At 43.1% G+C, this 24,469-nt stretch carries 20 protein-coding genes; 12 read left to right on the top strand and 8 right to left on the bottom strand.

Going from position 1 to position 24,469, the window contains the following annotated elements; genetic code table 11:
- Nucleotides 1–344: 344 nt before the first annotated feature.
- Nucleotides 345–2,864, bottom strand: coding sequence for a PIG-L family deacetylase (locus ACFQZS_RS13650; protein WP_377101129.1), 2,520 nt, complete (start codon nucleotides 2,862–2,864; stop codon nucleotides 345–347).
- 455 nt (nucleotides 2,865–3,319) lie between these two features.
- Here ACFQZS_RS13650 and ACFQZS_RS13645 point away from each other — a divergent pair, with 455 nt between their 5' ends.
- The 9 genes from ACFQZS_RS13645 (at nucleotide 3,320) to ACFQZS_RS13605 (ending at nucleotide 11,871) form a co-directional block, all read left to right on the top strand.
- Nucleotides 3,320–3,955 (top strand): TetR/AcrR family transcriptional regulator, encoded by a 636-nt coding sequence (locus ACFQZS_RS13645; protein WP_377101128.1) that lies wholly within the window; start codon nucleotides 3,320–3,322, stop codon nucleotides 3,953–3,955.
- Entirely contained in the window at nucleotides 3,952–5,307 is a 1,356-nt protein-coding gene (locus ACFQZS_RS13640; RefSeq protein ID WP_377101126.1) for a TolC family protein, read from the top strand. The genes ACFQZS_RS13645 and ACFQZS_RS13640 overlap by 4 nt, the downstream gene beginning before the upstream one ends.
- 19 nt (nucleotides 5,308–5,326) lie before the next feature.
- On the top strand, nucleotides 5,327–6,391 hold the full coding sequence (locus ACFQZS_RS13635; RefSeq protein ID WP_377101124.1) for an HlyD family secretion protein: 1,065 nt from the start codon (nucleotides 5,327–5,329) through the stop codon (nucleotides 6,389–6,391).
- Between the two features lie 4 nt (nucleotides 6,392–6,395).
- Complete coding sequence (locus tag ACFQZS_RS13630; RefSeq protein ID WP_377101122.1) at nucleotides 6,396–7,940, top strand: DHA2 family efflux MFS transporter permease subunit; 1,545 nt, start codon at nucleotides 6,396–6,398, stop codon at nucleotides 7,938–7,940.
- Between the two features lie 286 nt (nucleotides 7,941–8,226).
- Nucleotides 8,227–8,817 (top strand): nicotinamide riboside transporter PnuC, encoded by a 591-nt coding sequence (gene pnuC, locus ACFQZS_RS13625; RefSeq protein ID WP_377101120.1) that lies wholly within the window; start codon nucleotides 8,227–8,229, stop codon nucleotides 8,815–8,817.
- A gap of 112 nt (nucleotides 8,818–8,929) precedes the next feature.
- Complete coding sequence (locus tag ACFQZS_RS13620; protein ID WP_377101119.1) at nucleotides 8,930–9,487, top strand: AAA family ATPase; 558 nt, start codon at nucleotides 8,930–8,932, stop codon at nucleotides 9,485–9,487.
- Nucleotides 9,488–9,591: 104 nt separating this feature from the next.
- Complete coding sequence (locus tag ACFQZS_RS13615) at nucleotides 9,592–10,152, top strand: RNA polymerase sigma factor (protein WP_377101117.1); 561 nt, start codon at nucleotides 9,592–9,594, stop codon at nucleotides 10,150–10,152.
- Nucleotides 10,149–10,706, top strand: a complete 558-nt coding sequence (locus ACFQZS_RS13610) for a hypothetical protein (RefSeq protein ID WP_377101116.1) — start codon at nucleotides 10,149–10,151, stop codon at nucleotides 10,704–10,706. Before ACFQZS_RS13615 ends, ACFQZS_RS13610 begins: the two co-directional genes overlap by 4 nt.
- Nucleotides 10,687–11,871, top strand: coding sequence for a hypothetical protein (locus ACFQZS_RS13605; RefSeq protein WP_377101115.1), 1,185 nt, complete (start codon nucleotides 10,687–10,689; stop codon nucleotides 11,869–11,871). Before ACFQZS_RS13610 ends, ACFQZS_RS13605 begins: the two co-directional genes overlap by 20 nt.
- A 100-nt stretch (nucleotides 11,872–11,971) precedes the next feature.
- Here the strand turns inward: ACFQZS_RS13605 and ACFQZS_RS13600 are convergent, their stop codons facing one another.
- The 5 genes from ACFQZS_RS13600 to ACFQZS_RS13580 all read right to left on the bottom strand — a co-directional run bounded on the left by ACFQZS_RS13600 (nucleotide 11,972) and on the right by ACFQZS_RS13580 (nucleotide 16,945).
- Complete coding sequence (locus ACFQZS_RS13600; protein WP_377101113.1) at nucleotides 11,972–13,156, bottom strand: class I SAM-dependent rRNA methyltransferase; 1,185 nt, start codon at nucleotides 13,154–13,156, stop codon at nucleotides 11,972–11,974.
- A 115-nt stretch (nucleotides 13,157–13,271) separates the two neighbouring features.
- Nucleotides 13,272–14,096, bottom strand: a complete 825-nt coding sequence (trpC, locus tag ACFQZS_RS13595; RefSeq protein ID WP_377101111.1) for an indole-3-glycerol phosphate synthase TrpC — start codon at nucleotides 14,094–14,096, stop codon at nucleotides 13,272–13,274.
- Between the two features lie 68 nt (nucleotides 14,097–14,164).
- On the bottom strand, nucleotides 14,165–14,776 hold the full coding sequence (locus ACFQZS_RS13590) for an anthranilate synthase component II (RefSeq protein WP_377101110.1): 612 nt from the start codon (nucleotides 14,774–14,776) through the stop codon (nucleotides 14,165–14,167).
- A gap of 107 nt (nucleotides 14,777–14,883) precedes the next feature.
- Nucleotides 14,884–16,293, bottom strand: coding sequence for an anthranilate synthase component I family protein (locus ACFQZS_RS13585; RefSeq protein ID WP_377101109.1), 1,410 nt, complete (start codon nucleotides 16,291–16,293; stop codon nucleotides 14,884–14,886).
- Nucleotides 16,294–16,507: 214 nt separating this feature from the next.
- On the bottom strand, nucleotides 16,508–16,945 hold the full coding sequence (locus ACFQZS_RS13580; RefSeq protein WP_377101107.1) for a cytochrome B: 438 nt from the start codon (nucleotides 16,943–16,945) through the stop codon (nucleotides 16,508–16,510).
- Nucleotides 16,946–17,091: 146 nt separating this feature from the next.
- Between ACFQZS_RS13580 and ACFQZS_RS13575 the strand changes: the two genes are divergently transcribed.
- Nucleotides 17,092–17,742 carry a hypothetical protein gene (locus tag ACFQZS_RS13575; protein ID WP_377101105.1) on the top strand — a complete coding sequence of 217 codons (651 nt, stop codon included), beginning with the start codon at nucleotides 17,092–17,094 and terminating at the stop codon, nucleotides 17,740–17,742.
- Between the two features lie 7 nt (nucleotides 17,743–17,749).
- On the opposite strand, the gene ACFQZS_RS13570 is transcribed toward ACFQZS_RS13575, so the two are convergent.
- Nucleotides 17,750–18,940 (bottom strand): anhydro-N-acetylmuramic acid kinase, encoded by a 1,191-nt coding sequence (locus tag ACFQZS_RS13570; RefSeq protein ID WP_377101103.1) that lies wholly within the window; start codon nucleotides 18,938–18,940, stop codon nucleotides 17,750–17,752.
- Nucleotides 18,941–19,163: 223 nt separating this feature from the next.
- Here ACFQZS_RS13570 and nagB point away from each other — a divergent pair, with 223 nt between their 5' ends.
- Both nagB and ACFQZS_RS13560 read left to right on the top strand, forming a co-directional pair.
- Complete coding sequence (gene nagB / locus ACFQZS_RS13565) at nucleotides 19,164–21,083, top strand: glucosamine-6-phosphate deaminase (protein ID WP_377101101.1); 1,920 nt, start codon at nucleotides 19,164–19,166, stop codon at nucleotides 21,081–21,083.
- Between the two features lie 291 nt (nucleotides 21,084–21,374).
- The gene (locus ACFQZS_RS13560) at nucleotides 21,375–22,991 is read left to right on the top strand and encodes an alpha/beta hydrolase-fold protein (RefSeq protein WP_377101099.1); all 1,617 of its coding nucleotides are present in this window, start codon (nucleotides 21,375–21,377) and stop codon (nucleotides 22,989–22,991) included.
- 26 nt (nucleotides 22,992–23,017) lie between these two features.
- Here ACFQZS_RS13560 and ACFQZS_RS13555 read toward each other — a convergent pair whose 3' ends face one another.
- Nucleotides 23,018–24,244, bottom strand: a complete 1,227-nt coding sequence (locus ACFQZS_RS13555; protein ID WP_377101097.1) for a zinc dependent phospholipase C family protein — start codon at nucleotides 24,242–24,244, stop codon at nucleotides 23,018–23,020.
- Nucleotides 24,245–24,469 lie beyond the last annotated feature (225 nt).

Here is a 24,469-nt window from a genome sequence, read left to right as displayed (position 1 = left end):
AATTTTTATTACCGAATTTCACAATAATTACATTGAAAAGTATTAATCTATTGATCCCAACAAATGCGTGAGATGGAATTGTTTCTTTAGTAAAAAGTTTCTCTATTATAAACTGTTCGCTATTCCATTTTATATCATTAAAAAAGAACCAAAAAATATTAATAATTAACAACGCGGATAGCGAGATAGACCAAAAAATCAACGAGATATTAGTTAAATAGTTAATTAGAAGTATAAATAAAGAAAACGTCAGACACGTTACCTGAATGTATCTGGTAATTCCCATACCCAAAGATTTGTATTTATCCGCTTTCAAATTAACAAACTTGCTAATCAACTAATCCCTACCTCGGCTTACTCAATAAATTAACAAATAACCTGTATGCTCCCGGTACACCAGCGGGCAGTTCTCTAAAGAACACCAGCGAGGTGTAAACAAATCTGCCTTTGCCGTAATCGCCAACTATCAGCGAGCCGGGGTTCGGTTGTTCGCCTGCATCATTCATTTGTAATATGCTTTTATAGCGCGGGTCAATATTGTTTACAAAGTATAGCCCACGCTCCTGTATCCAGCCCTCAAAATCAGCCTGGGTAATTTTGTTAGGATAGTTCAGTACCGGGTTAGTTGGGTCAAGAAAGGTAACGGCCGCATTCTCATCAGTAACCCGTTGGTTAACCGGGCGGAACGGAAACGGACCAATGTTACTAGTGGCCAGCCCATTGGGGTTATTATATTGTACCACCAGATTACCGCCCTTATTTACATAATCTAAAAGGCGGGGCTGCATAACAGCCAAACGCGGGTTTACGTTGTAGGCACGTATGCCGGTAACAATGGCGTCGTAAACAGAAAGGTCGGCGTTCATTACATCGGCCTCTGTTAACTGGTGCACTTCGTAGCCTACCTGCATCAAGGCCTCGGCTACCAGATCGCCGGCACCGGTTATGTAGCCTATTTTTTTGCCGGCTGTTTTAAGGTCAACGTTAATTAGTTTGGTTTCGGCAGGCGGGAATAAGGTAATTGCAGGAACATGATCATACAAAATACGCTGTATACCCAGGCTCCAGTCTTTGCCGCCTGTTTTTACCACGGCCTGCAATACGCTTACTTTTTGTTTGCCGTCAGACGGTGTTACAGTAAAAGAGGCCACCCATTCCGCACCTTTGGCTTTATCGGTGAAATCTATTCTCTCCGGACTAATTTTCCAACCGGCTACGGGCTTCAAACTGATACTGCCGCTTGCATTGGTAAAGCTTTCCATTTTTATCTGAACAGTCTGCGGCTGCTGGGTGTTAAAAACGTAATCTTTATTAATGATATTAGCTGTAACTGGCGGAGTTATAGCAACCGGCTGGTAAATTTCGCCTTTAGCCGGGTCAACATATTTATACATCAATTTACGATCAACAGTAATTAATTGATTATTAATCGCCAAAACTATCCTTGCACGCGGTGCCTCCCAATTTTCAGGATTACCTATATCAAAAATTTCCCCTGCTAAAGCATTAGCGTTATTTGATTGTCCGTTACCTATAACATAGGTGCCTATTGGATGTGGGGCTACCAACCAATAAGGTTGCGTAATTTTCCCTGCTTCTTCCTTTAGTTCAAAGGTCTGCACTTGGTTAACTTGTAGTGTTTTTCCTTTATGAGCTAAAGGGGACAAAGACTCTATTATATCGTCAAAAATTTTTGTTTGCCCTTGTACAATTGTAACAGTATCCAATTTGACATTAGGATACTGACTTATAACCTGCGTACGTATATTCATCATATCCCCTAAAGCTACTGATGGAGTTGTAACGTAACTCTCCGTCCAAACCCCGGCACACGCTAAAATCAGATCGATTAGCCCTTTAGATTTTTGCTCTCTCCAATATAAGTCATTTATCCCCTCCACTTTCTTTAACAAAGCCACCAGTGCCGGAACAGACTTTTCCGGATGCTCTATATCCAAATTTTTTCGGATGGTGGCTAACTCAGCAGATATTCCCTCGCCGCCTTTAACGCGGCTCCACGTAGTGTTCACGCCATCCATCAGGTCGGTTTTCGGTGCGTCGCCTAATATAATGCGGAAAGTTTCCTGCGCGTCTCCTCGTTGCTTTGCACTGCCAAAGCCTTGCGTTTTATGATTAGAGCGGCTATCGGCAGATACTTCACCATACCCTTTTCCAAGTGCCGTGTTGTAAGCACCTGTGCTCATTCTGAAAGGCCCTTCGGTATTGTTACCGCCAAAGTTGGCGCCGTTCAATAGCAAACGTTTAGCCTGCCATACCTGCGTATATTTTAATTGCTCCGGAAAGCGCTTAGGGTCTGCCGCGGCTGCAAATGCCTCTTGTGCTATAATGGCCGATGAGGTATGGTGCCCATGGCCCCCCTCGCCGGTAGTAGGGAAACGGCATATAATTATATCCGGACGGAACTTTCTGATCACCCAAACCGCATCGCCCAGTACTTTTTCATGATCCCATATTTTTAAAGTCTCTTCGGGTCCTTTTGAGAACCCAAAATCGTTAGCGCGACTAAAAAACTGCTCTGCACCGTCCATTCTTCTGGCCGCTAAAAGCTCTTGCGTGCGTATTAAGCCCAACAACTCGCTTTGCTCATTGCCTATCAAATTCTGCCCGCCATCGCCCCGCGTTAAAGCCAGGTAACCTGTGCGGTAATGCTTCTCTAAAGCCAGGTAAGCCAGCAAACGGGTGTTCTCATCATCAGGGTGCGCTGCTACATAAAGCACGCTGCCCAACACATCCAATTTCTTCAGTTCCTGTAAAATGGTTCCCGGATCAGAAGGCGGGGCAGTTTGTGCAAACGTGTTAGCGCCAAATAGCAAAATTGCGGCAAGTAATTTGAGGTGCTTCATAGCGATAAATATACTGTATTATTTAAAAGTCGGAAAATTAGAACGTCTTAAACACCGAAGTTAGTCAGCGTGATAGTTTGGTGATTGAAAGTCAGAAAGTTGTTACACTATTTAATTGGGAAGTTAGGGTGGAGTGAATATTGGGGATCCAGACATGTTCGAAAGATTTGTTTTCATAAAAACTCCTTCCTTGGGGAAGGGTGCGGCAGACTGTGAGATGGCGGGAAGGGGTATAGTACAGCGGACTAAGCCCCTCCCGACACCCTCCCAAGGGAGGGAATCGCACAACCCACCGCTTCATCTGGAAATCATTCTGGCCTTTTGATCGCACCTCCCGACTAAAAACTAATCACTTGATTAATTTTTAATCATTGATAATGAGTAACTTATATGCTATGACAAAAATATGACGCAACTTTAATCAATCGTTTGATTAATTTTGACCCATTGAAATTATGGACAAAGATAAAATAGACAAAAAGGACTACATTCTGGACGTGGCTGAGCGCGTGTTTGCAGATAAAGGGTTCGACGGCGCATCTACCCGTCTGATATCGGGAGAGGCCGGTGTAAATATGGCTATGCTCAATTATTACTTCGGTTCAAAAGAGGGTCTTTTCCTGGCGATAATTGAACGTAAAATATCACACTTCCAAAACATACTGCAAAACCTGGGCAGTAATGAAAACATGAGCCCATGGGATAAAATGGAGACCTACATTGAGCTTTACGGCGATAAGATTGTAAGCAATAACTGTTTCCAGAAACTGCTTTATAAAGAGATGGTGATGGACCGTGGCAACGAACTATCTGAAAAGCTGCGCAGTATGCTGCTAAAAAATGTTGCGGAGGTGGAAAGGATATTAAAGGAAGGTATTAAAACCGGCGACTTTAACGAGCATATTGATATCCCCATGGTAATTGCAACGCTTTACGGAACAAAGAACTACATTATTAATACTCCGTTAATGTCGTCGTCGCTTTTGGGCTATGATATCTATAATGATGAAATGATAGAGAAAAAGCTTAAACCTCAGATAAAAAGCTTTATGAAGAACTTACTAAAATGCTACCTGCTAAAACAACAATGAAAATACAATTCAACACATCTCACCACTTCCATTTAATTAAGATACCGCTGCTGGCTGTTATTTTGGCCATACTGCTAATGGGCCTTGTAAACAACGCCAAAGCACAGGACAAAACCCTGCGATTGGAAGAAGCCATACAATTAGGCTTGCAAAACAGCAAGGTATTAAAACTGTCTCAAGCTAAAATAGACGAGGCTGTATCGCAATACAATCAAGAAAAAGATCGCGCGTTGCCAACGGGCTCGGTAAGCTTTGGTTACAACCACGCGCAAATTCCGGCCAATAAATTAAACTTTGGCGAAGAGACCATAGCGCTGCCAAAAAGCGCCAACGCGTTTCTGGGTATTGCGTCAATCAACCAAACTATTTTTGGCGGGCACCGCTTAAAATACGCACAGGAGTCAACTAACCTGTTGACCAATATCTCGCGCTTAGATGCTGTAAGGGATAAGGACCAGATAACCTATGACATTATTAACGCTTACTACAACCTGTATAAGGTGCAGCAAAGCTTAAAAGTGGTTAAGGAAAACCTGGAAACTATTGACGACCAGATCCACCAATCACAGCGCTTTTTTGATCAGGGTTTGGTTACCAAAAATGATGTATTGAGGTTCCAGCTGCAGCGTTCCAACGTTCAGATAAACGGCGTTGACCTGGAGAGCAACCGCAAGATCATTAATCATAACCTCGATATCCTGTTAGGTTTGCCGGAAAGCACCAATTTGGTTATTGATGAGATACCAATGGCTAAACGCTCAATAGGCACGTTAAATGATTATATAGATTCTGCCTTAGCTAATCGCCGGGAACTGGCACAATTAGATATACGTAACCGCATTGCCGAGAACAATATTAAAAGCATACAGGCAAATACTACGCCTACGCTTTCGGCATCGGCAGGCGCTTATTATGTTGATGTATCGGCTAATCCAATACCAAGAAGCGGCAACTTTATTACGCCTGTTGCGGTAGGGCTTACCGCCTCATGGAACATATCAAGCTTGTGGAACAACAAAAACAAAATTGCCGAAGCGAAAATTCAGCAGAGTGAAGTAGCCATTAACAAAGGCATTGTGTCTGACCAACTGCGTAATGAAGTTAACCAGAATTACCAAAGCTATTTATCCGCGCTGGATAAGATACAACTGCTGCAAACTGCTATTGAGCAGGCAGGCGAGAACAAAAACATACTGGCATCTAAATACAGAAGCAATATAGCATCGGCAATTGACAGAGCCGACGCCGAGACCCTACTCTACCAGGCACAGATCAATTTAGCGTTGGCCAAGGCCGATGCAGATCTGGCTTACTATACCTTAATGAAATCAACCGGAAAACTTAATAAATAATAAAATCACTTAGAATAAAATGGCAAAGCAAGCAACAGCTCAAGAAGATACACCTGCGAAAAAACCAAATAAAGTATTACCAATAATATTAGGCGTTATACTATTAGGCGGCATTATTTTCGGGGTAAAAGAATACATGTACTACAGCAAACACGTTGATACAGACGACGCGCAGATTGATGCCGATATAAGCCCTGTTGTGGCCCGCGTTGGCGGATATGTTGACAGCATAATGTTTGAAGAGAACACACCAGTAACTAAAGGACAGGAATTAGTTAAAATAGACGACCGCGATTACAAAGTTAAATTAGAACAGGCGCAGGTTGCGCAAACCGGCGCTGCGGCTAACGTAGGCGTTGGCCAATCACAGATCTTTACCACGGCGGCTAACTCATCCGTTGCCCGCGCGCAAATGGAATCGGCAAAGGCACGTTTGGATAAAGTGGAGAAAGACTATCAGCGGTATGCTAACCTAATTAAGGATGGCTCTATTACCCAGCAGCAGTTTGACCAGGCAAAATCAGACCTTGAAGTGGCGCAGGCTACCTATCGCGCAGCACAAGATCAATACAGAGCGGCAGAGCAGCAGGTTAATACCACCCGCAGCGAACTAAAGGTTACCAATACAGGCGTTAACCAGCGCGAGGCTGATATTGACTATGCCAAATTGCAATTAAGCTATACCCGCGTTATTGCGCCGGCAAGCGGCATAGCATCAAAAAAGAACGTGCAGCTGGGGCAGTTAGTGCAGCCGGGACAAACGCTTTTTAATATTGTTAACGCCAACAGTATGTTTATTACGGCCAACTTTAAAGAGACGCAGTTAGAGCAGATAAAAAACGGCCAGAAAGTAAATGTTGAGGTAGATGCTTATCCTGATATGGAAATAAGCGGTACGGTTTACAACTTCTCTCCCGCTACAGGCGCTAAATTCTCGTTACTTCCGCCGGATAATGCTACAGGTAACTATGTAAAAGTGGTACAACGCGTACCCGTTAAAATAAAGCTGAACGGAAGTAAAGAAGACCTGGCCAAGTTGCGTGCCGGGATGAGTGTAAACGTATCAGTACTAGTAAAAGAATAATTAAATGGCCGAAACTGGTTTTAAAAAATGGATCATCACAATTACGGTGATCACAGCTTCGCTATTGGAGCTGATTGATACCACCATTGTGAACGTAGCGCTGCCCCACATACAGGGAAACCTGGGCGCAACGCTTGAAGATGTGGCGTGGGTAGTTACCGGTTATGCAGTGGCCAACGTAATTATACTGCCCATGTCGGGCTGGCTGGGTGGCAGGTTTGGCCGCAAAAATTACTTCCTCGCTTCTATTATAGTGTTCACATTCGTATCGTTCTTATGCGGAAACGCGCAGAACATGGACGAGCTGATCATCTTCAGGATATTACAGGGGCTTGCAGGTGGCGGCCTTATATCAACAGCACAGGCCATATTATTAGAAACCTGGCCGCGCGAACAAATAGGTACAGCAACAGCGCTATTTGGTTTGGGCGCGGTGGTAGGCCCTACAGTTGGCCCAACCATTGGTGGTTGGATAGTTGAGCAATACGCCTGGCCATGGATATTTTACGTTAACATACCGGTAGGCGCGCTGGCCGCATTTTGTGCCTACACCTTTATTAGAGAGACGCCGAAGGAGGAAAAGCGACCCGTTGACTGGTGGGGAATTTTACTGCTTGCCATTGCTGTTGGTAGTTTACAAACCGTATTAGAAAAAGGCGAGAGCGAAGACTGGTTTGCTACCACCTATATAGTTGTGTTAACGGTAAGCGCGGTGCTGGGTACATTCCTGTTTATATGGCGCGAAATGAGTACGGACCACCCTATTGTAAACTTCAGCATACTCCGGCATCGCAGCTTTGCAGTGGGGATGTTCACTTCATTTGTTTTGGGGTTTGGCTTATACGGATCAGTGTTTGTGTTCCCGGTATTTTGTCAAACACTATTGGGCTTTAATGCGCAGCAAACCGGCGAATTACTCTTCCCGGGTGGTTTGTGTACCATTGTTATGATGCCTTTTATTGGTAAAATGCTTAACAAAGGTGTTCCGGCGCAGTTTATGGCGGCGGCTGGGATGTTCCTCTTCTTTGTCTTCACCAACATGCTGAGCCACTCTACATTGCAAACCGGCGAAAAAGACGTATTAATACCGTTACTGGTACGTGGTGTAGGTATGGCCCTTTTATTTGTGCCACTAACAACGCTGGCCATGTCAGACCTTAAAGGGCCTGAACTTGGGCAGGGATCAGGCCTTAACAATATGATGCGCCAATTGGGCGGATCTTTTGGTATAGCGGTGTTAACTACCCTTATCCATACACGGCAGGCCTATCACCGCAGTCATTTGCTGGAGAATATAACTGTTTTAAATCCGGCACTTACTGAAAGGTTAAATATGCTTACTCATAGATTTATGAGTAGTGGCAAATCAGTTATGGATGCTACCACGATGGCTTATAAAGCTTTAGAGGGTCAGATAACCCGCCAAACGCTGCTGCTTACGTATGATGATGCCTATTGGTTGTCGGGTATGGTGATGGTATTCTCTATTCCCTTAATATTTTTGCAGCCTTTTAAAAAGAAGCTGAAGGCTGTTACAGATGCGCATTAATAACAAAAGCCGTTCCTTTGTACAAGGGAACGGCTTTCTCCAAAAAAATTAACAATTAAATTTTAGTAGCCTCCGGATAACCGCTTTCCTCTCACAAAAAGTATCCGCCGGAGATATTTGTTTAAATCTTAGCGATAAAATTATAAGTTTTTTGATAAAACAAGGCATATTTTTTATTCTTTTAATGAAAAAATTTTGCCCTGTATACAAATCTGAACGTTTTTTGTTAAACCAAAGTAAAAAACACGCGTAAACATTTACTGGTCTATTGAATTTGAGTTAACACATGGCAATTGCGCAAGTTTTTGAGATATGGTGGCAGCAGCAAACCTGGCAGGAACTAACAGGTTTTATTACCGGCCTGCTATGTGTGTACCTGGCCGCAAAAAATGTAATATGGAACTGGCCCCTTGCCATTATAAGCGTGGTTACCTATGCCTTTATTTTTTTTGATAAGCACTTGTTTGCTGATGCCGGCTTACAACTTTATTTTTTGGCGATGAATATTTATGGCTGGTACCATTGGAGCAAAAAATCGCCTTTAGAGAACCTGGCACCGGTGGTGCGGATAACTAACCGTCAAATACTATTAAGTGTTACTGGGGTAGCCGTTGTTACCTTTTTTTTAGGATCTGTTTTAAAATACACAACTGCCTCTTACCCTTACCTGGATAGTTTTTGTGCGGCATGCAGCGTAGTTGCGCAGCTGCTGTTGGCACGCAAGGTGTTAGAGAACTGGCTGATATGGATCTTTGTGAATACCATTTACGTGGGTATTTATATAGCCAAAGACCTGCATCTTACAGCTATAATGTACGCCGTTTATATTCCTATTGTGGTGTTGGGCTACATAGAGTGGAAAAAAGAGTTGAAATGATTTTGGATTTCGGATGTTCGATTTCGGATTTATTTACTTTTACAGGTATTGGAACTAACCAACGTGCTCAAATCCGAAATCGAACATCCTCAATCCGATATAAAAACGCAACATGCTTAAATCCGAAATCGAACATCCGAAATCCGAAATAAAAAAGATCGCTGTAGTGGGGCCGGAATCAACCGGAAAATCAACCATGTCTGCCTGGCTGGCCGACCACTATGATACCATTTGGGTACCCGAATACGCACGCGGCTATTGCGAAAAACTAACACTACCCCCTACCTGGCAGGACGAGATCAATATGTATAAGGGCCAGCTTGCTTTAGAACAAGAAATGACCCCACAGGCCCGTAACGGCTTACTGCTATGCGATACTACTTTCATCACCGTAAAAATATGGAGCGACCATATCTTCGGCAGCTCGCCAACGGAAGTTACAGATGCCTTATTAAAGCACCACTACGATCTGTACCTGCTGCTTGATATTGATATGCCCTGGCAGGATGACCCTCTGCGCGATTTCCCTACCCTGCGTGAGCATTTTATGGAAGTATGGCACAGGGAATTAAAGGCTTTGAATGCAAATTACGTGGTAATATCGGGCACGGGGCAGGAGCGGTATGATAGCGCGGTGCGGATCATCGACGCACATTTATCCGCAAATTAATCGCCTCATCCTTCACACATCTACTGCAATACAAGCTTTTATTTTTTAAAATGATGCAACATTCGCGCAAAGCCTGCGTCATATAACATTGAAAGCTAAACAGTTTGAGCGCCATATTTACTGATAAGCATTACCACCTTGTTGTTGCATGCAAACAGGGTAGTAAGCAAGCCTGCTATGACCTGTATCGATTGTATTCGAAAGCAATGTTAAATGTTGCCTTTCGGATAGTGGGGAATATTGGCGATGCTGAAGATATTTTACAGGAATCTTTCGTTGACGCGTTCAACAAACTGAAAGATTTTAGGCAGGAAACAACGTTTGGCTTATGGCTTAAGCAAATTGTAATAAACCGCTCGGTTAATTTATTAAGAAAACGCAGGGTTGAGTGGGTGAGTCTGGATGACGAACACATAGAAACCCTGAGCGATGATGAGGTGGATGACGGCGAAGATGTTCAATACAAAGTACTCCTTATTAAAGAAGCGATGAAAGAACTGCCCGATGGATATCGAACGGTATTGTCATTGTATTTGCTGGAGGGTTATGATCATGAAGAAATTGGGCAGGTATTAGGTATAACAGAAAACACATCCCGAACTCAGTTTTTAAGGGCTAAGAGAAAACTGTGTGAAATTTTAGATAGAAAAGGACAAAAAAAATGAGCTCACAATTAGAAGATTTTATAAAAAATAACCGCGAACAATTTGATGATGCAGAACCGGCAGACGAGTTGTGGCACCGCATAGAAAGGAGGTTGCCCCGGCAAACGTATAATGAAAGGTTTACGAAAAAAGCATTTTCGTTCGGGTTTGTTTTGCGCGTGGCAGCGGCCGTTATTTTAATTATGGGTATTTGCTTTATAGGTTATTTAAAATTGTCTAACGCCCGTGTAGATCTGGTCGCTATAAATCCGGAATATGCGCAGCAGCAGGCGCATTATGCTACGTTAGTTAAAAACCAGCGCTCAGAGCTAAAAGCGGTAACAAAAGCCGACCCGCAGCTGTACTACGAATTTAATACAGAATTTACCCGGATGGATTCGGTTTACAAACGTTTAAAGAGTGAACTATCAACCAGCCCCGACCGCGAAAAGGTTTTGCGCGCCATGATCCAAAACTTACAGATACAAACACAGGTACTCAGTCAGCAGTTAAATATGGTTGAGCAATACAACAAAATGAAATCAGCGCAAAAAAATGAGATCAAAAATATTTAAAGCGTTATCGCTGTGCCTGTTAAGCACCCTTCCTGCTGTTGTATTTGCCCAAGCCATTAATAAGAATGTAATGGCAAAGTATGTTACCATTATAAGTAACGGCTCAGGAGCAGACACAGATACAGGCAGCAACACTGTCTACATTTTTACCACGCCAGAAGTGGCTGATGTTAAAGAATCGGATCCTGATAATCCTGTTGTATACCTATACAATAACGAACGGTCTGTAGACGATAATAATATCGAACTAATAAAAAACTACACCAAAAGCTACACCGTTAGGCCTAATGATAAGCTGGAAATTGATAACCTGTACGGAAAAATAAGTGTAAATACCTGGAACAGGAATGAGATAAAGGTGGAGGTGCAGGTTAAGGTTGCAGCAAAAAACGATGCCGATGCCAGAATACTCCTCAATAAGGTGAGCATCAACAACAAAAAAACAGGCTCAAAGGTCTCGTTTAAAACCAACATAGCTAAAGAAGGTGTTTGGAACCTTATATCTGGTAACAACAAAAACATTTACCGGCGAATTGAGATCAACTACAATATTTACATGCCTACCCGCAACGCGCTCGACATTAGTAACCAATGGGGAATTATCGAGCTACCCGATTTTGAAGGGAAGGTGGTGATCAACTGCTCTTATACCAATCTGATAGCGCAATCGCTATCTAATACGGCCGAAATCCATATTAACAATGGCGACGCTAAGATCGCAAAGTTAAAAATGAGCGATCTGAATATTTCTTATGGCAATTTAAGTCTCGGATCGGCAGATAAGCTCACCGCAGTTGTAAACTTCAGTTCGGCAAAGATCGGGAAGATAAATACCTCGGGCGTAATCAGTATGCAATACGGCACCGGCCTGCAAATTGACGATCTGGATAAAAACATGAAAAATCTATCGGTAAACTCATCATTTTCTAACGTAAACCTGGGTGTAAGTGATACTAAGAACGCCAACTTTAACGTAACGGTGCGCAATGGTAGCTTTAGCTTTAATAATCCCGCAATAAATATGGCAACAAAAAGCCCCGCCGACTCCACCGCAAAAAGCGGGCAATGGCAGGCCGCGCAAAGCTACAGGGGCCATGTAGGTAAAGGCAGCACAACAAAAATTATCAAGATCAACTCAAGCTACGGAAGCGTGAAGTTTAATTAGCCCCCTCCGCCCCCTAAAGGGGGAACTTTTTAAAATTTAAAGACGGGTAAAATAAAGACGAGTTTTTAAAAGTCTCCCCTTTAGGGGAGATTTAGAGGGGCTAAAAAACTCTACAAAGTAACCCCTTCAAATACTCGCCTTCCGGGAATGACGATCTTACCGGATGATCTTCGGGCTGACAAAACTGATGGATAAATTGCACTTGCTTACCGGCATCTAAAGCGGCCCAGGCCAGCACCTGTTTAAAATTTTCCATGTCCATAGCGCCCGAGCAGGAAAAGGTGGCCAATAAGCCCCCGCTGTTAAGCAACAGCATTCCCACACGGTTTAAGTCTTTATAAGCGCGTGCGGCACGGTCAAGCGCTGAGCGCGATGGCGCATATTTGGGCGGATCAAGCACAATAATATCAAACTTCTCTCCGGCATCCTTAAAAGCACGCAATTGCTTGTTTACGTCTGATTGTATGGCAGAATGTATACTTGCATCCAGTTTATTTAGGCTGATGTTTTGCTTAAGCGTTTCAATGGCCAGGGCAGAACTATCTACGCTGGTTACTGATGCCGCACCGTTACGTAGGGCATTAAGTGTGAATCCGCCGGTATAACTAAAGCAATCCAACACTTTTTTACCGGCAGCATGCTCGGCCACAATCCGCCGGTTATCGCGTTGGTCACAGTAAAAGCCCGATTTTTGCCCCTCGGCTATATTGATACTATACACAATGCCGTTCTCTTTTACTTCAACAGAAGCAGGTGGCTCGTCGCCCCATAAAACAACATTATCCGTTTCAAGGCCTTCATGCTGGCGCGATGAGGCATCGCTTTTATCAAATATGCTTAAAGGGTTAAGCAACCGTCTTAGCTCGTCTATTACTACAGGCATCAGCTTTTCAATGCCAGATGTTAGTATTTGTACCGCTAAATGATCGGCGTATTTATCAACTATCAATCCGGGCAAGTAATCGGCCTCGCTAAAAATTAACCGGCAGGTATCGGTACCGGCATTTAATATATTGGCACGTGCATTTACTGCAGCAGCTACCTTCTGTTTTATCCAATCTTCATTAACAGCTGTGTTTTCATCCCACTCCAGTAAACGCAAGGCAACCCGCGATTGGTCGTTATAAAAACCAAAGGCCATAAAATCGCCTTTGTGGTTAAGCAAACGCACAATATCGCCGTTAACAGGCTTACCCTTAACACGGTCTATAGCCCCAGAAAACACCCAGGGATGCCTTTGATTTACAGCTTTCTCTTTATCCTTTTTTAATACAACATCCGTCATGGCTGCAAAAGTATTAATTTAGTTTTGCAAAGGAGTTGCATAACCATGTCAAGATTAACCACAAGCAAAAGGGCTGGTCTTCCGACCAGCCCTTTTTCATTTTCTTAGCCTCCCGTTAACTCAACCCCTTCACAAACTCTTTCATCGCGTCACCCGGATTTTCCTGCTTCATAAAGTTCTCACCTATCAAAAACCCGTTAAAACCGGCCTGCTTTAGCTCGTTAATTACTTTGGTATTGCTGATAGCGCTTTCCGATATCTTCATAAAATCATTAGGGATGTGATCTGCCAGATCAAAAGAAGTTTGTACTGATACGGTAAAATCGGCCAGGTTACGGTTGTTTACCCCTATAGCATCCAGCTTAGGATGAATACTGCGTTGCAATTCTTCCATGTTATGCACCTCCAATAATACATTAAGCCCAAGACTTTTAGCTAATGATGCCAGTGTATCAATTTCCTTAGGCGTAAGTATGGCCGCAATCAGTAATATAATATCAGCGCCCCAGGCTTTGGCTTCCAACACCTGGTACTCGTCTATCATAAAATCTTTACGTAAAATGGGTATCTGGTTTACCGCGCGGGCCTTAGCTATATCCTGCTGCGTACCCATAAAAAAGTCGGTATCTGTTAATACTGACAGTGCCGAAGCTCCCGCGGCCGCGTAGCCAGTAGTAACATCCTCAACACTAACCTTGTCATTTATAATTCCCTTTGACGGCGACCTGCGCTTAAACTCAGCAATAATCCCGGTACGGGCCGGGTCTAATAAAAAATCCTTAAACGAATAAGTTTCTCTATTAAATAAGGCACTGCTTTCCAGTTGTGTAACAGAAACATTTGCCTTTGCCGCCGCTACTTCTTCGCGTTTGCGCTCTACAATTTTATCGAGTATGGTTAGCCCCTTAACCCCCTGAAGGGGGGATGTTTGAATGCTCATTAATTATTAAATTTTTTCAAATATACTTATCCATTTAATATACTCCCCCTTTAGGGGGCCTGGGGGCGTTATTTTGAAATAACCTCTGCCGCTATGGTTTCATTACGTAGCGCCAGCCAGTTCTGCATCATTTCTTTGCCAAACTCAGTCAGGATAGACTCAGGGTGAAACTGAACGCCTCTAACATCATAGTATTTGTGTCTAAGGGCCATTGCAGAATTATCCCGCTCATCAACAGCAGTAACGGTCAATACATCAGGTAGATTTTTTTCGTCAACTACCCATGAGTGGTATCTGCCAACCTTAAATACGTGCGGTAAACCCTGAAAAAGTTTTTCGTTATAGTCTGTAACCTTTATTGGGGTTGCAATGCCGTGCATAGGCTGCTTTAAGTTATAAAGGCTGCCACCAAAGGCCTCGGCAATAGCCTGCTGACCTAAACACACACCGAATATGCTTTTTGTAGCTGCGTATGTTTTAATAACGTCTAACAGCAAGCCTGCTTCGGAGGGTATACCCGGTCCCGGCGAAAGTATGATCTTATCAAAGGCATCCACATCCTCTAACTTGAACTTATCATTGCGCCATACTTCGCATTGCAAGCCAAGTTCGTTAACCAAATGCACCAAATTGTAGGTAAATGAGTCGTAGTTGTCAATAATTAAAATTTTGTTATTCATTTTACACCTCCTGCCCGTCTTTTTATTTTTTAGGGGATTTATGCTTATTACGTTTTGTGATACTGTTAGTTCTGATAAGACATTTTTTATTAGCGATTGTTGCAATGCTACAACTCTGTGGCTAACTCAATTGCTTTTCTTAATGCTGCTATTTTATTATTTACCTCGTTCAGCTCGCTTTCGGCTACAGAACCGGCTACTATACCCGCACCGGCCTGGTAATGCAAAGTGTTATTCTTGCTCAGAAACGACCTGATCATGATGGCGTGATTAAAATCGCCGTTAAAGCCCAAATAGCCAATGGCACCGCTATAAAAACTGCGTTTTATATTCTCGTTCTCATCAATAATCTCCATGGCACGGTACTTTGGCGCGCCGCTCAGCGTTCCTGCCGGGAAGGTATCTGCCACAACATTAAAAGTAGGCACATTGGGCAGCAGCTGCCCGCTCACCTTTGATACCAGGTGTATAAGGTGCGAATAATATTGTACCTCTTTAAATGCTTTCACCTCAACATGATCGCAATGGCGGCTAAGGTCATTACGAGCCAGGTCAACCAGCATAACATGCTCAGATGATTCCTTCGGATCGTTTTTCAGGTTGAATGCAATTTCTGCATCTTTTTCATCATCGCCGCTGCGCTTAAATGTGCCTGCAATTGGGAATATGGTGGCATGCCGATCCTTTATAGTGATCTGCGCCTCCGGCGATGATCCGAAGATCCTGAAATCGCCAAAATCAAAATAGAACAGATAAGGCGATGGATTGATGGAGCGCAAGGCCCGATACACATTAAACTCGTCGCCGGTGAATTGTTTAGAAAAAGCACGAGACGGCACTATCTGGAAAACATCGCCCCGATAAATGTGCTGCTTCATCTTTTCAACTATGGCCATAAAACCTTCGTCGCTCAGATTGGAGCTTTCCTCGGCATTGCTTTGAAAGCTGTATTGCGGGAAGTTCTTATTCTTGATCAGATCCTCTATGCGCCTTATGCCCGATCCATCATTAACATCTTCGGTAGCGTTGTGGAATATATACAACTCGTTTTTAAAGTGATCTATAGCTATAATATACCTGTAAAGGTGATACTGCATAACGGGTATTTTCCGGCTGGTATCATCGCTCTTTTTTAAAGAGATGGTTTCAAAATGCTCAACCGCTTCATGAGTAAAATAACCGAACAAGCCGTTTGATGTTATTTTAAGTGGAATCTCCGTCGTTTCAAAACTCGAAATAAAGCCACTTATCCGGTCAATCAGTTCAAAGTCGCCTTGTTTTAATTCCTCTTTTGTTCCATCGGGATACGTGGTTGTTAGCGTGTCATCATTCAATAAAATGCCTGCAAATGGCTGGCAGCAAACAAAACTGTGGCTGTTTTCCCGGCTGTGATAGTCTGAGCTTTCCAGCAGCAGCGAATTAGGAAATACGTCGCGCAGGCGCAGGTATATGCTTACCGGCGTTGTGGTATCGGCAAGTAGCTTTTTATAAGTGGTTGTAATTTTAAATTTTTTCATTTGGTATTAAATATGACATAAAACAAAAAACCCGGCAGATTGGGGCTCGCCGGGTTTTTGTAATAGGTTTACAATTGATTAGTCTTGCTGATCACAACTAACTCCGGCTGCCCAATTTAATGGGTGCCACCAGTAGTTTCTATTGTTGTTTTTGATCATTGTGGTCACAAATTTATAAAGAAAATTGAATTAGCAAAATTTTTATGCGCTTTTTTTAACTGGTGCCAAATAATCCACGGCCACTTTGAAGTATTGCCACCACAATAACCAATAAGGCCAGCGAATACGAAATAGCTATAGCGCGGAATTTTGCTTCGTGCAATACCGCCTTTTTTGACCGGGAGTGGCCAACTGTTATTAATATAATGGCAAAGAGCATCATAACGGCATGTTCCATTGTCCAGTACCGGGCGGTAGCATCTTTCATGGTATTGCTTGTAAATTGTACAAACGGACTAACAAAATATAATATCAACCCGATTAAAAACTGCGTGTGCACAGATATCATAGCAAACAAATTTAACTTACGGTTGCCATCGATATATGATTTTTTACCAAACCAGCCAACAAAAGCTACCAATATAGCTACTACCACCAGCAGCATTACTAAATACCTGAACCCGGAGTGCAGATGTAAAAGGAAATTGTACATGATTTAAATTTTTTGCAATATACGAGAAAGGGAATTTGGTTGTATGTTGTAAGTTGTGGGTTTTCTTTTGTCGATTATATATCAAAGTTTAAGGACCTACTTAAAGTGGTGCTTAATTTTTAGTTTTATACCAACTTAAATAAACAATGCTCTCAAGTTTTATTTCTTACGATGGATTGCCTTTAAAATCAGGAGGTGCGCATATGATAAATAATGCAGATAGGCTGCAAACTTACAACACACTATCTGCTTTTTTTGAATCCATGACAACCAATCCATCTTGTGTTAATACTATCGAACTTGATATCTTCAGCAGAGAAGAAGAGTCAAAAGCCAAATTTTGGTACATGGTTAGAACATTCGGTTTGCCTAACTGGTCATTTTTTGGCAGCAGTAGGGGTGGATTCATTTGGACCTTTAATGTTGATGAAAAGCAAATGCTTAAAGCTATTGAATTAACCAAAAAATTTGGGAATGTAGCATTACGCCTTGTATGGCGTTTTCAATTTGTTGATATCGATACTAAAGAAATTCTTAACGGCCAAAATGAGATTCCTGTAATTGATGAAAGGAAATATAATTCTGAGATATATGTAAGATTGGCCAAAAACGCCTCGATTTCTTTATGGCTTACGCTACCATTTGGTCACCTTGACGAAAAAACTGCCAGTTACATTGATTTATTGAAAGCCAAATTACCAGTCAAACTCTCTAATAATCACTGGAAGATTTGGACTTTATCAAAAAACGGAACTTGGATGGGTCGCAAGTTAGATGTCTCGGGTATTGTGCAATAGATAAAACCTAGGACGCAAAACTAAACTTTCCCAAAAGCACCGACAAATTATTACCCACCGATAAAGGCTCACCCGCAAGCGCTTCGTTTCCTAACAAGGCGAATAATATAGCCTCTTTAGCGTCAGGATTGATTCCCAGGCTTTCGGTATCATTAATTTCTGTGCGATACAAACGCTTTTTCAAATAATCTACTACAAACGGGTTTTTTGCCCCGCCGCCACTCACAAACATTTTTGCTCCTTTGGGCATGTAAGCCCGTGTAAAATCGGCAATAGCTTTGGCGGTAAAGGCGCTTAGGGTGCTTATCACATCTTCGTGCGCTATATGGCTGGTGCCAGAACGTTCCTGAGCAGCGCGTACATATTCTTCATTAAACAATTCAGGTCCGGTGGTTTTAGGTGGCGTTTCCTGAAAGAAGGGATGCTTAAGCAAAGAATTTAGCAAGGCCTCATTTACCGTACCCGAATTAGCAATGGCCGAATCCTCATCAAAAGCCTTATTAAAAAACTTACGACTAAAGGTATCTATCAACGTATTACCCGGTCCAATGTCTGAGCAAAGTATCCTGTCGCTATCGCCATCTGCAGGCAGGTAAGTCAGATTGGATATTCCGCCAATATTAACAAGTATCCTATCCTCGCCCGGTTTACTACCTAATATCACATCACCATACAAAGCTAAAGGAGCACCTTCTCCACCAGCCGCAACATGTTTTTGCCTGAAATCTGATATGGTCAATATACCCGTTTTTATCGCCAGATGATCCCCATCCCCTATTTGCAGGGTAGCATTGGGGTAGCCATCCTGTTTGTGCAGCCGTTGCGGCGCATGGTAAATAGTTTGGCCATGACTGGCTATAAAATCTACATCGGTTGCTGCCACCTTCCAATTTCCTAAAGCTTCTAAAACTAAACCGGCGTGATAGCTGCCTATGTAAGCATTTAGTAAGCACACCTTCTCTAATTCAACCTGCTTTTTAGAGAAAACGGTGCGCACTTCATCTTTAAATTTATCGCCGTAAGGCACAGTAGTGAAGTTGAGCAGTTCAAACTGAGTTTCCAGACCGTTGCCGGTAAATTTACACAGGGCTATGTCTAAACCATCAAGCGAGGTGCCCGACATTAAACCTATGCCCAGCCGCGATGGCTTTTGAGCGATATCCACCAGTTGTTGCAAGTTTTTGTTCAGTAGCTGCATATAGCGTAGTTATAGTGAAGATGCAAGAATTAAGAGTCAGGATGCAAGAGTCAAGAACCAAGACTTAGCGTAAAAGAGATCTTGATTCTTGTTTCTTAACTCTTGATTCTAAAGAAAAGCTGTTGCTTTAAAATTAGCTATTTGCCCTTGCAACAACAAAAGTTAAATCAATAAATGTTGATATTTGTTGGAGCACATAGCTACCAATATAACCTGCTGCACCATGGCCCGATTGAATTTATTAGAAGAAACCCGTTACGAAAAGCTGCCTGTTACTGTTTATACCACACCTGCCGAAGCGTCTGTTGCTGTAGCTGCCCGAATTGCCCATCTGATACGCGATAAGCAAGCAAAAGGCGAAACCGCGGTGCTTGGCCTGGCAACCGGGGTAACACCAGTACGAGTTTATGCTGAGCTGGTGCGCCTGCATAAAGAGGAAGACCTGAGTTTTAAAAATGTCATCACCTTTAATCTGGATGAGTATTACCCAATGCAGCCGGGAGCAGCGCAAAGTTATGTGCGCTTTATGAATGAGCAGTTGTTTGATCATATAGATATCGATCGCGCCAATATTCATATACCCGATGGAACGCTTGCTGAGGGTGAGATAATAGACTTTTGCCTTAATTATGAAAGGCAGATAGAAGAACTGGGCGGCCTGGACCTGCAGATATTAGGCATAGGCCGTACAGGCCATATCGGCTTCAACGAACCCGGCTCGGCACCCAACTCAGGCACACGCCTGGTAACGCTGGATGATATGACCCGCGCCGATGCCGCCCGCGACTTTGGTGGCAAGCAGAACGTGCCCGCCAAGGCTATTACTATGGGCATAGGCACCATATTTAAGGCGCGGGAGATAATATTAATGGCTTGGAACAGCAAGAAAGCGCCAATTGTAAAAAAGGCGGTAGAGGGCGATATCTCATCAGAAGTGCCGGCCACCTACCTGCAGCTTTCTGATAATGTGGAGTTTATTTTAGATGAACCGGCCGCTTCTGAACTTACCCGCTTTAAAACGCCATGGCTGGTAAAGGATTGCGTGTGGGATGATGAACTAAAGAAAAAAGCCGTGATATGGCTGGCCGAACACGCAAGCAAGCCCATTTTAAAACTGGTTGCCGATGATTATAATAACAACGGTATGGCCCAATTAGCCGTGGCCCATGGCCCTGTTTACGATATTAACATTGCTGTTTTTAACCAGATACAACATACCATTACCGGTTGGCCGGGCGGCAAACCGGGTGCAGACGACAGTCAGCGGCCGGAGCGGGCTGAGCCGGCTAAAAAACGCACGGTGATCTTCTCTCCGCACCCTGATGATGATGTGATATCCATGGGCGGTACTTTTATGCGTTTGGTTGATCAGGGGAATGATGTGCATGTGGCTTACCAAACATCAGGCAATACGGCGGTTTGGGATGATGATGTACTACGCTACGTTGAGTTTGCCATTGACTTTGATGAGCGGATGGGAACCAATGCGGCTAAGCTGCACGCTACTTATGATGATATGCGCACCTTCATCGCTCAGAAACAACCTAACCAGCCTGACACCCCTGAAATACGTGATGTGAAGGGCTTTATACGCAAAACAGAAGCGATAGCAGGTGCCAGGTACGCGGGCTTAAATGACGATCATATCCATTTTATGGCGCTGCCGTTTTACGAGACGGGCAAGGTGAAAAAGAACCCTGTAAGCGATGAGGATATCCGCCTTACCATGGAACTGTTGCAGGAGATAAAGCCGCACCAGGTATTTGCAGCCGGCGACTTTGCCGACCCGCACGGCACCCACATTGTCTGCTTTAATATTGTTGTTGAGGCGTTGCGACGCCTGGCTAAAACCGAAGCCTGGGTGGCCGACTGCTGGCTGTGGATGTACCGCGGTGCCTGGTTCGAGTTTGATATCCACGAGATTGAGATGGCCGTTCCCATATCGCCTGATGAGGTTTTGCGGAAGCGTTATGCCATATTTAAGCACCAATCGCAGAAGGACCCGGCGGTTTTTCCGGGGGAGGACCGGCGCGAGTTTTGGGTACGCGCCGAGGACCGCAACCGCGAAACTGCTGAGCGCTACGACGGTTTAGGCTTTGCTGAATACGCGGCAATGGAGGCGTTTAAACGGTATCACTTTTAGCATGTTTGTCCCGCGTGGGTGTGAGACAAAGTGGGACAGGTTGGGACAAATTTTTTATTAATTGGTTGGCAGTAAGCAGTTTGCAGTTTTGCGGTGGGACAAAGTGAGACAACTTATAAGTCAGGAAAATTAGCTGTAAAATGCAATTAAATAACTCATAATCAATTAATTGCAAATTAGCTATTTTTTGTCTCGCTTTGTATATCTATTTCAGGACAAATCATTGTTACACTAAATGTTAAAGCATGTTAAAGTTTATGCTATGTTCTAACAGTTGCTCTACTTTTAGTTATGCAAGCAAAAGCCATAACTCTTCTTCTTTTCATTTTTGGATACACCCTTTCTGCATTTTGCCAGACTAAACTTGAAGGGCAAATAGTCAATTCAGCAAGTAAAAGTGGCCTGCGGTATGTTAATATTGGCATTAAAGGCAGGAATATCGGCACCATCTCTAAGGAAAATGGGTTCTTCGCTATTAACATACCTCCCGAAAATATAACAGATACGTTAACATTTTCGCTTATCGGCTATGGTGAACTTTCAATTCCCTTGCAGCAGTTAACTTCTAACGAAAAAATAAAGATTCAGTTAGTTGAGAACACCACCATGCTGAAAGAGGCATTGATCAGGAGTGATAAATTGGTAGAAAGGAAGTTTGGCATAAGGAATACCGGAGCACTTCTCCATTTTACAGATGGCATCTTCAAGAAAGATGATAGCTTTGAAATTGGGCAGGTAATTGATTTGGGTGCCAGGCCCGGCAAAATCACCTCTCTGAATATTCATATCAATTCATCCAGGCCGGATAGTGCCACTTTCAGGATAAATTTCTACCAATTTGATGAGGATCATAACACACCGGGGCCTCGCATATTTAATAAAAGCATTGTGCAAAGACACCCAATAAAAGAGGGTTGGCTGAAGTTTGATGTCTCAGAATATAACATCCGTTTGAAGGGGAAGGTATTTGCATCAATAGAGTTTATTCCTGAAAACAAAGATGTTAACAGGATAATATACGAAGTTAAACTTGGAGGTGCATCTAAAAGTTTCTTCCGGAAAAGCAGTCTTGGGCAATGGACCAGACCACCTCATCATTATTGCATCTATGTTACGGCTTTAACAGACAAGAATGTAACCGATGAATATGAAGTTAGTGAGACTGCTCCAACAATAGTATTACAGTCAGATTTTTCTGCAGAAAAATTCAACATCTATGTAAAATTACCTAAAGGATATGCAAAAGAAACGAAAGCCGCTTACCCTGTAATTTACCTTTTAGATGGCAATGCCTATTTTGATCAGATGGCCGTTTCAATAGACCAGCTTTTTAAAAAGAAGAAATTAAGAAGTGATGCTATACTGGTAGGTATTGGCTACGAGAATGCTTACGTTATGGATTCGCTGAGAGCAAGGGATTACACGTTTCCAACTTCGCCCCCGCCTGATAATTTCGGGATAAGCGGCCAGGGAGCTAATTTCTACAATTTTATAAAGTTAAAGCTTATAACGGAAATAGACACCAGATACAGAACTGATAAAGCTAACCGTACCATAATGGGACATTCGCTTGGAGGCTATTTCGTTCTCTTTAGTTTGCTACATGGTTCTGCAGATACAGCGGTATTTAACAATTATATAGCTGCAAGTCCATCATTATCCTATCATGATGGGTATCTTTTTAAACAGTTTGAAGCGCGAAATACTGATTTGACCGGCAAAAGCCTGTATTTGACGATGGGAGAGCTGGAGATCAAAGAGGATAAGGACAATAGCTTTACCAACTTATCCGGGTTATTAAAAAGTAGAACTCTGAAAATAAAGCCTCAATTATACAATGGTTTGGCACACATGGGAACTGCAATTCCTTCTTTTGAGGACGGTATAGCGTTTGTTTTAGGCAAGTAAGCTTTAGGTAATGCCGATAGATCTCACTATTCGCTTATCGCTGCATCTGTATTATTTAAAACGCTTAAAACAACAGCGGGCGCGGTAACCCTTTTTTCGTCGCTATGGTTTACGGCCAAATGCTGTATCTCCGCCTTATTATAAAAGGCCAGTATATTTTGCAATAGCGTGGGCGTAATTATAGCCTGCTTATCGCTTTGCAGTTTAGCTACCCACTCCTTATAAGTTGAATCAGCAAGTGCATACTCGTTCAGTATAGTTGGCTTGCCGGTATCATAGTCAATATTAACCAGCATAAGCCTGCTGTTTCCTGCTGCAGCCAATGCCGCATCATAGTTAACCATAATACTATCCATGCTTTGTAAAAACAGCTCCTCGCAGGTTACGCCGGGGTATTTAAAGCCCATATTTTTTAGCGGACCAATTTTTGGCAGTCGTTGTACCAAACGGGCCAGGCCCCGTGCAACAACACCGGTATGGGCGTATGCTTTGCCGTATTGCTTACTGAAAGCGCCGGGCTCCATGCGGCTGCTAAAGTTTTGGCGCGTAACACCCCGGCGCGATATTGCTATGCCTTTTTTATCAGATTGCCAGGCTACACGGGCCAGTTCCGGAAAAAGATCGCGCACACCCCACCGGAAATGAGCGATAGATGATTGAAAATTAGGGAAAACTATGCTTAGGTCCTGTCCGTAGGTTTTCAGGAAGGCCCGCTGCAAAACAGGTGTCGCTATTTCAAAACCAATAAAGTTGTGGTAAGCAACGCTTGCATAGTTACCCTTAACGGTTTGGATCACATCAAAAGCAAACTCCATCCTGCTGTGTGATGAATGATCATCATCGTAGGTAACCACATCGCCAAATTTCTTTTGCAGTTCGGGATAATCAATGGCTACAGACAGATTGGTAGCCAGCGAATGACCGTACTTATCGGCCATATAATGCGATAGCGCACCCAGGGCAAAGGCATATTCATTAACATTTTCCGCTTCGGCAAGCATTGTGGTAACAAAATCGCCGCTGCGCACATAATGCAGCAAGTTGGTAAAATAAGGACTACCGAAAGGCATATAGCCCATGTCGGCAACCAGGCTGCCGCCGTAACAGTAGGCATAGGCCTGCTTTAGTTCTACGTCGGCTGTTGAAGGATATTTTTTTAGTAGCAGGGGCTTTATCTGGCCCGCCCAGGCGGCATCTATTATGGCTTCGTGCGCCAGGATAGAAAAGGCGCGGACAGGAGTGAAGACGACCATGCAGCACAGTATTAGAAAGGCTTGTCTGCATTGGTACATCTGTTTCATTTTAAATGTACCGTTGTATATGTTCGTACCCTAATCACGCTTACAAATATCACTACGGCACATTAAGCCGGGCTGTGTATTGCATTAAAAGTGTGTTAAATAAAAAAGTGATTTATTGGATGCGTTTACTTTTGGTTAACAAAAAGCAAAGCATAGGATAACATTTAGTTAAATTAA

Source organism: Mucilaginibacter calamicampi (assembly GCF_042676765.1).
Lineage (GTDB): Bacteria > Bacteroidota > Bacteroidia > Sphingobacteriales > Sphingobacteriaceae > Mucilaginibacter > Mucilaginibacter calamicampi.
This window is presented reverse-complemented; position numbering and strand designations above follow the sequence as displayed.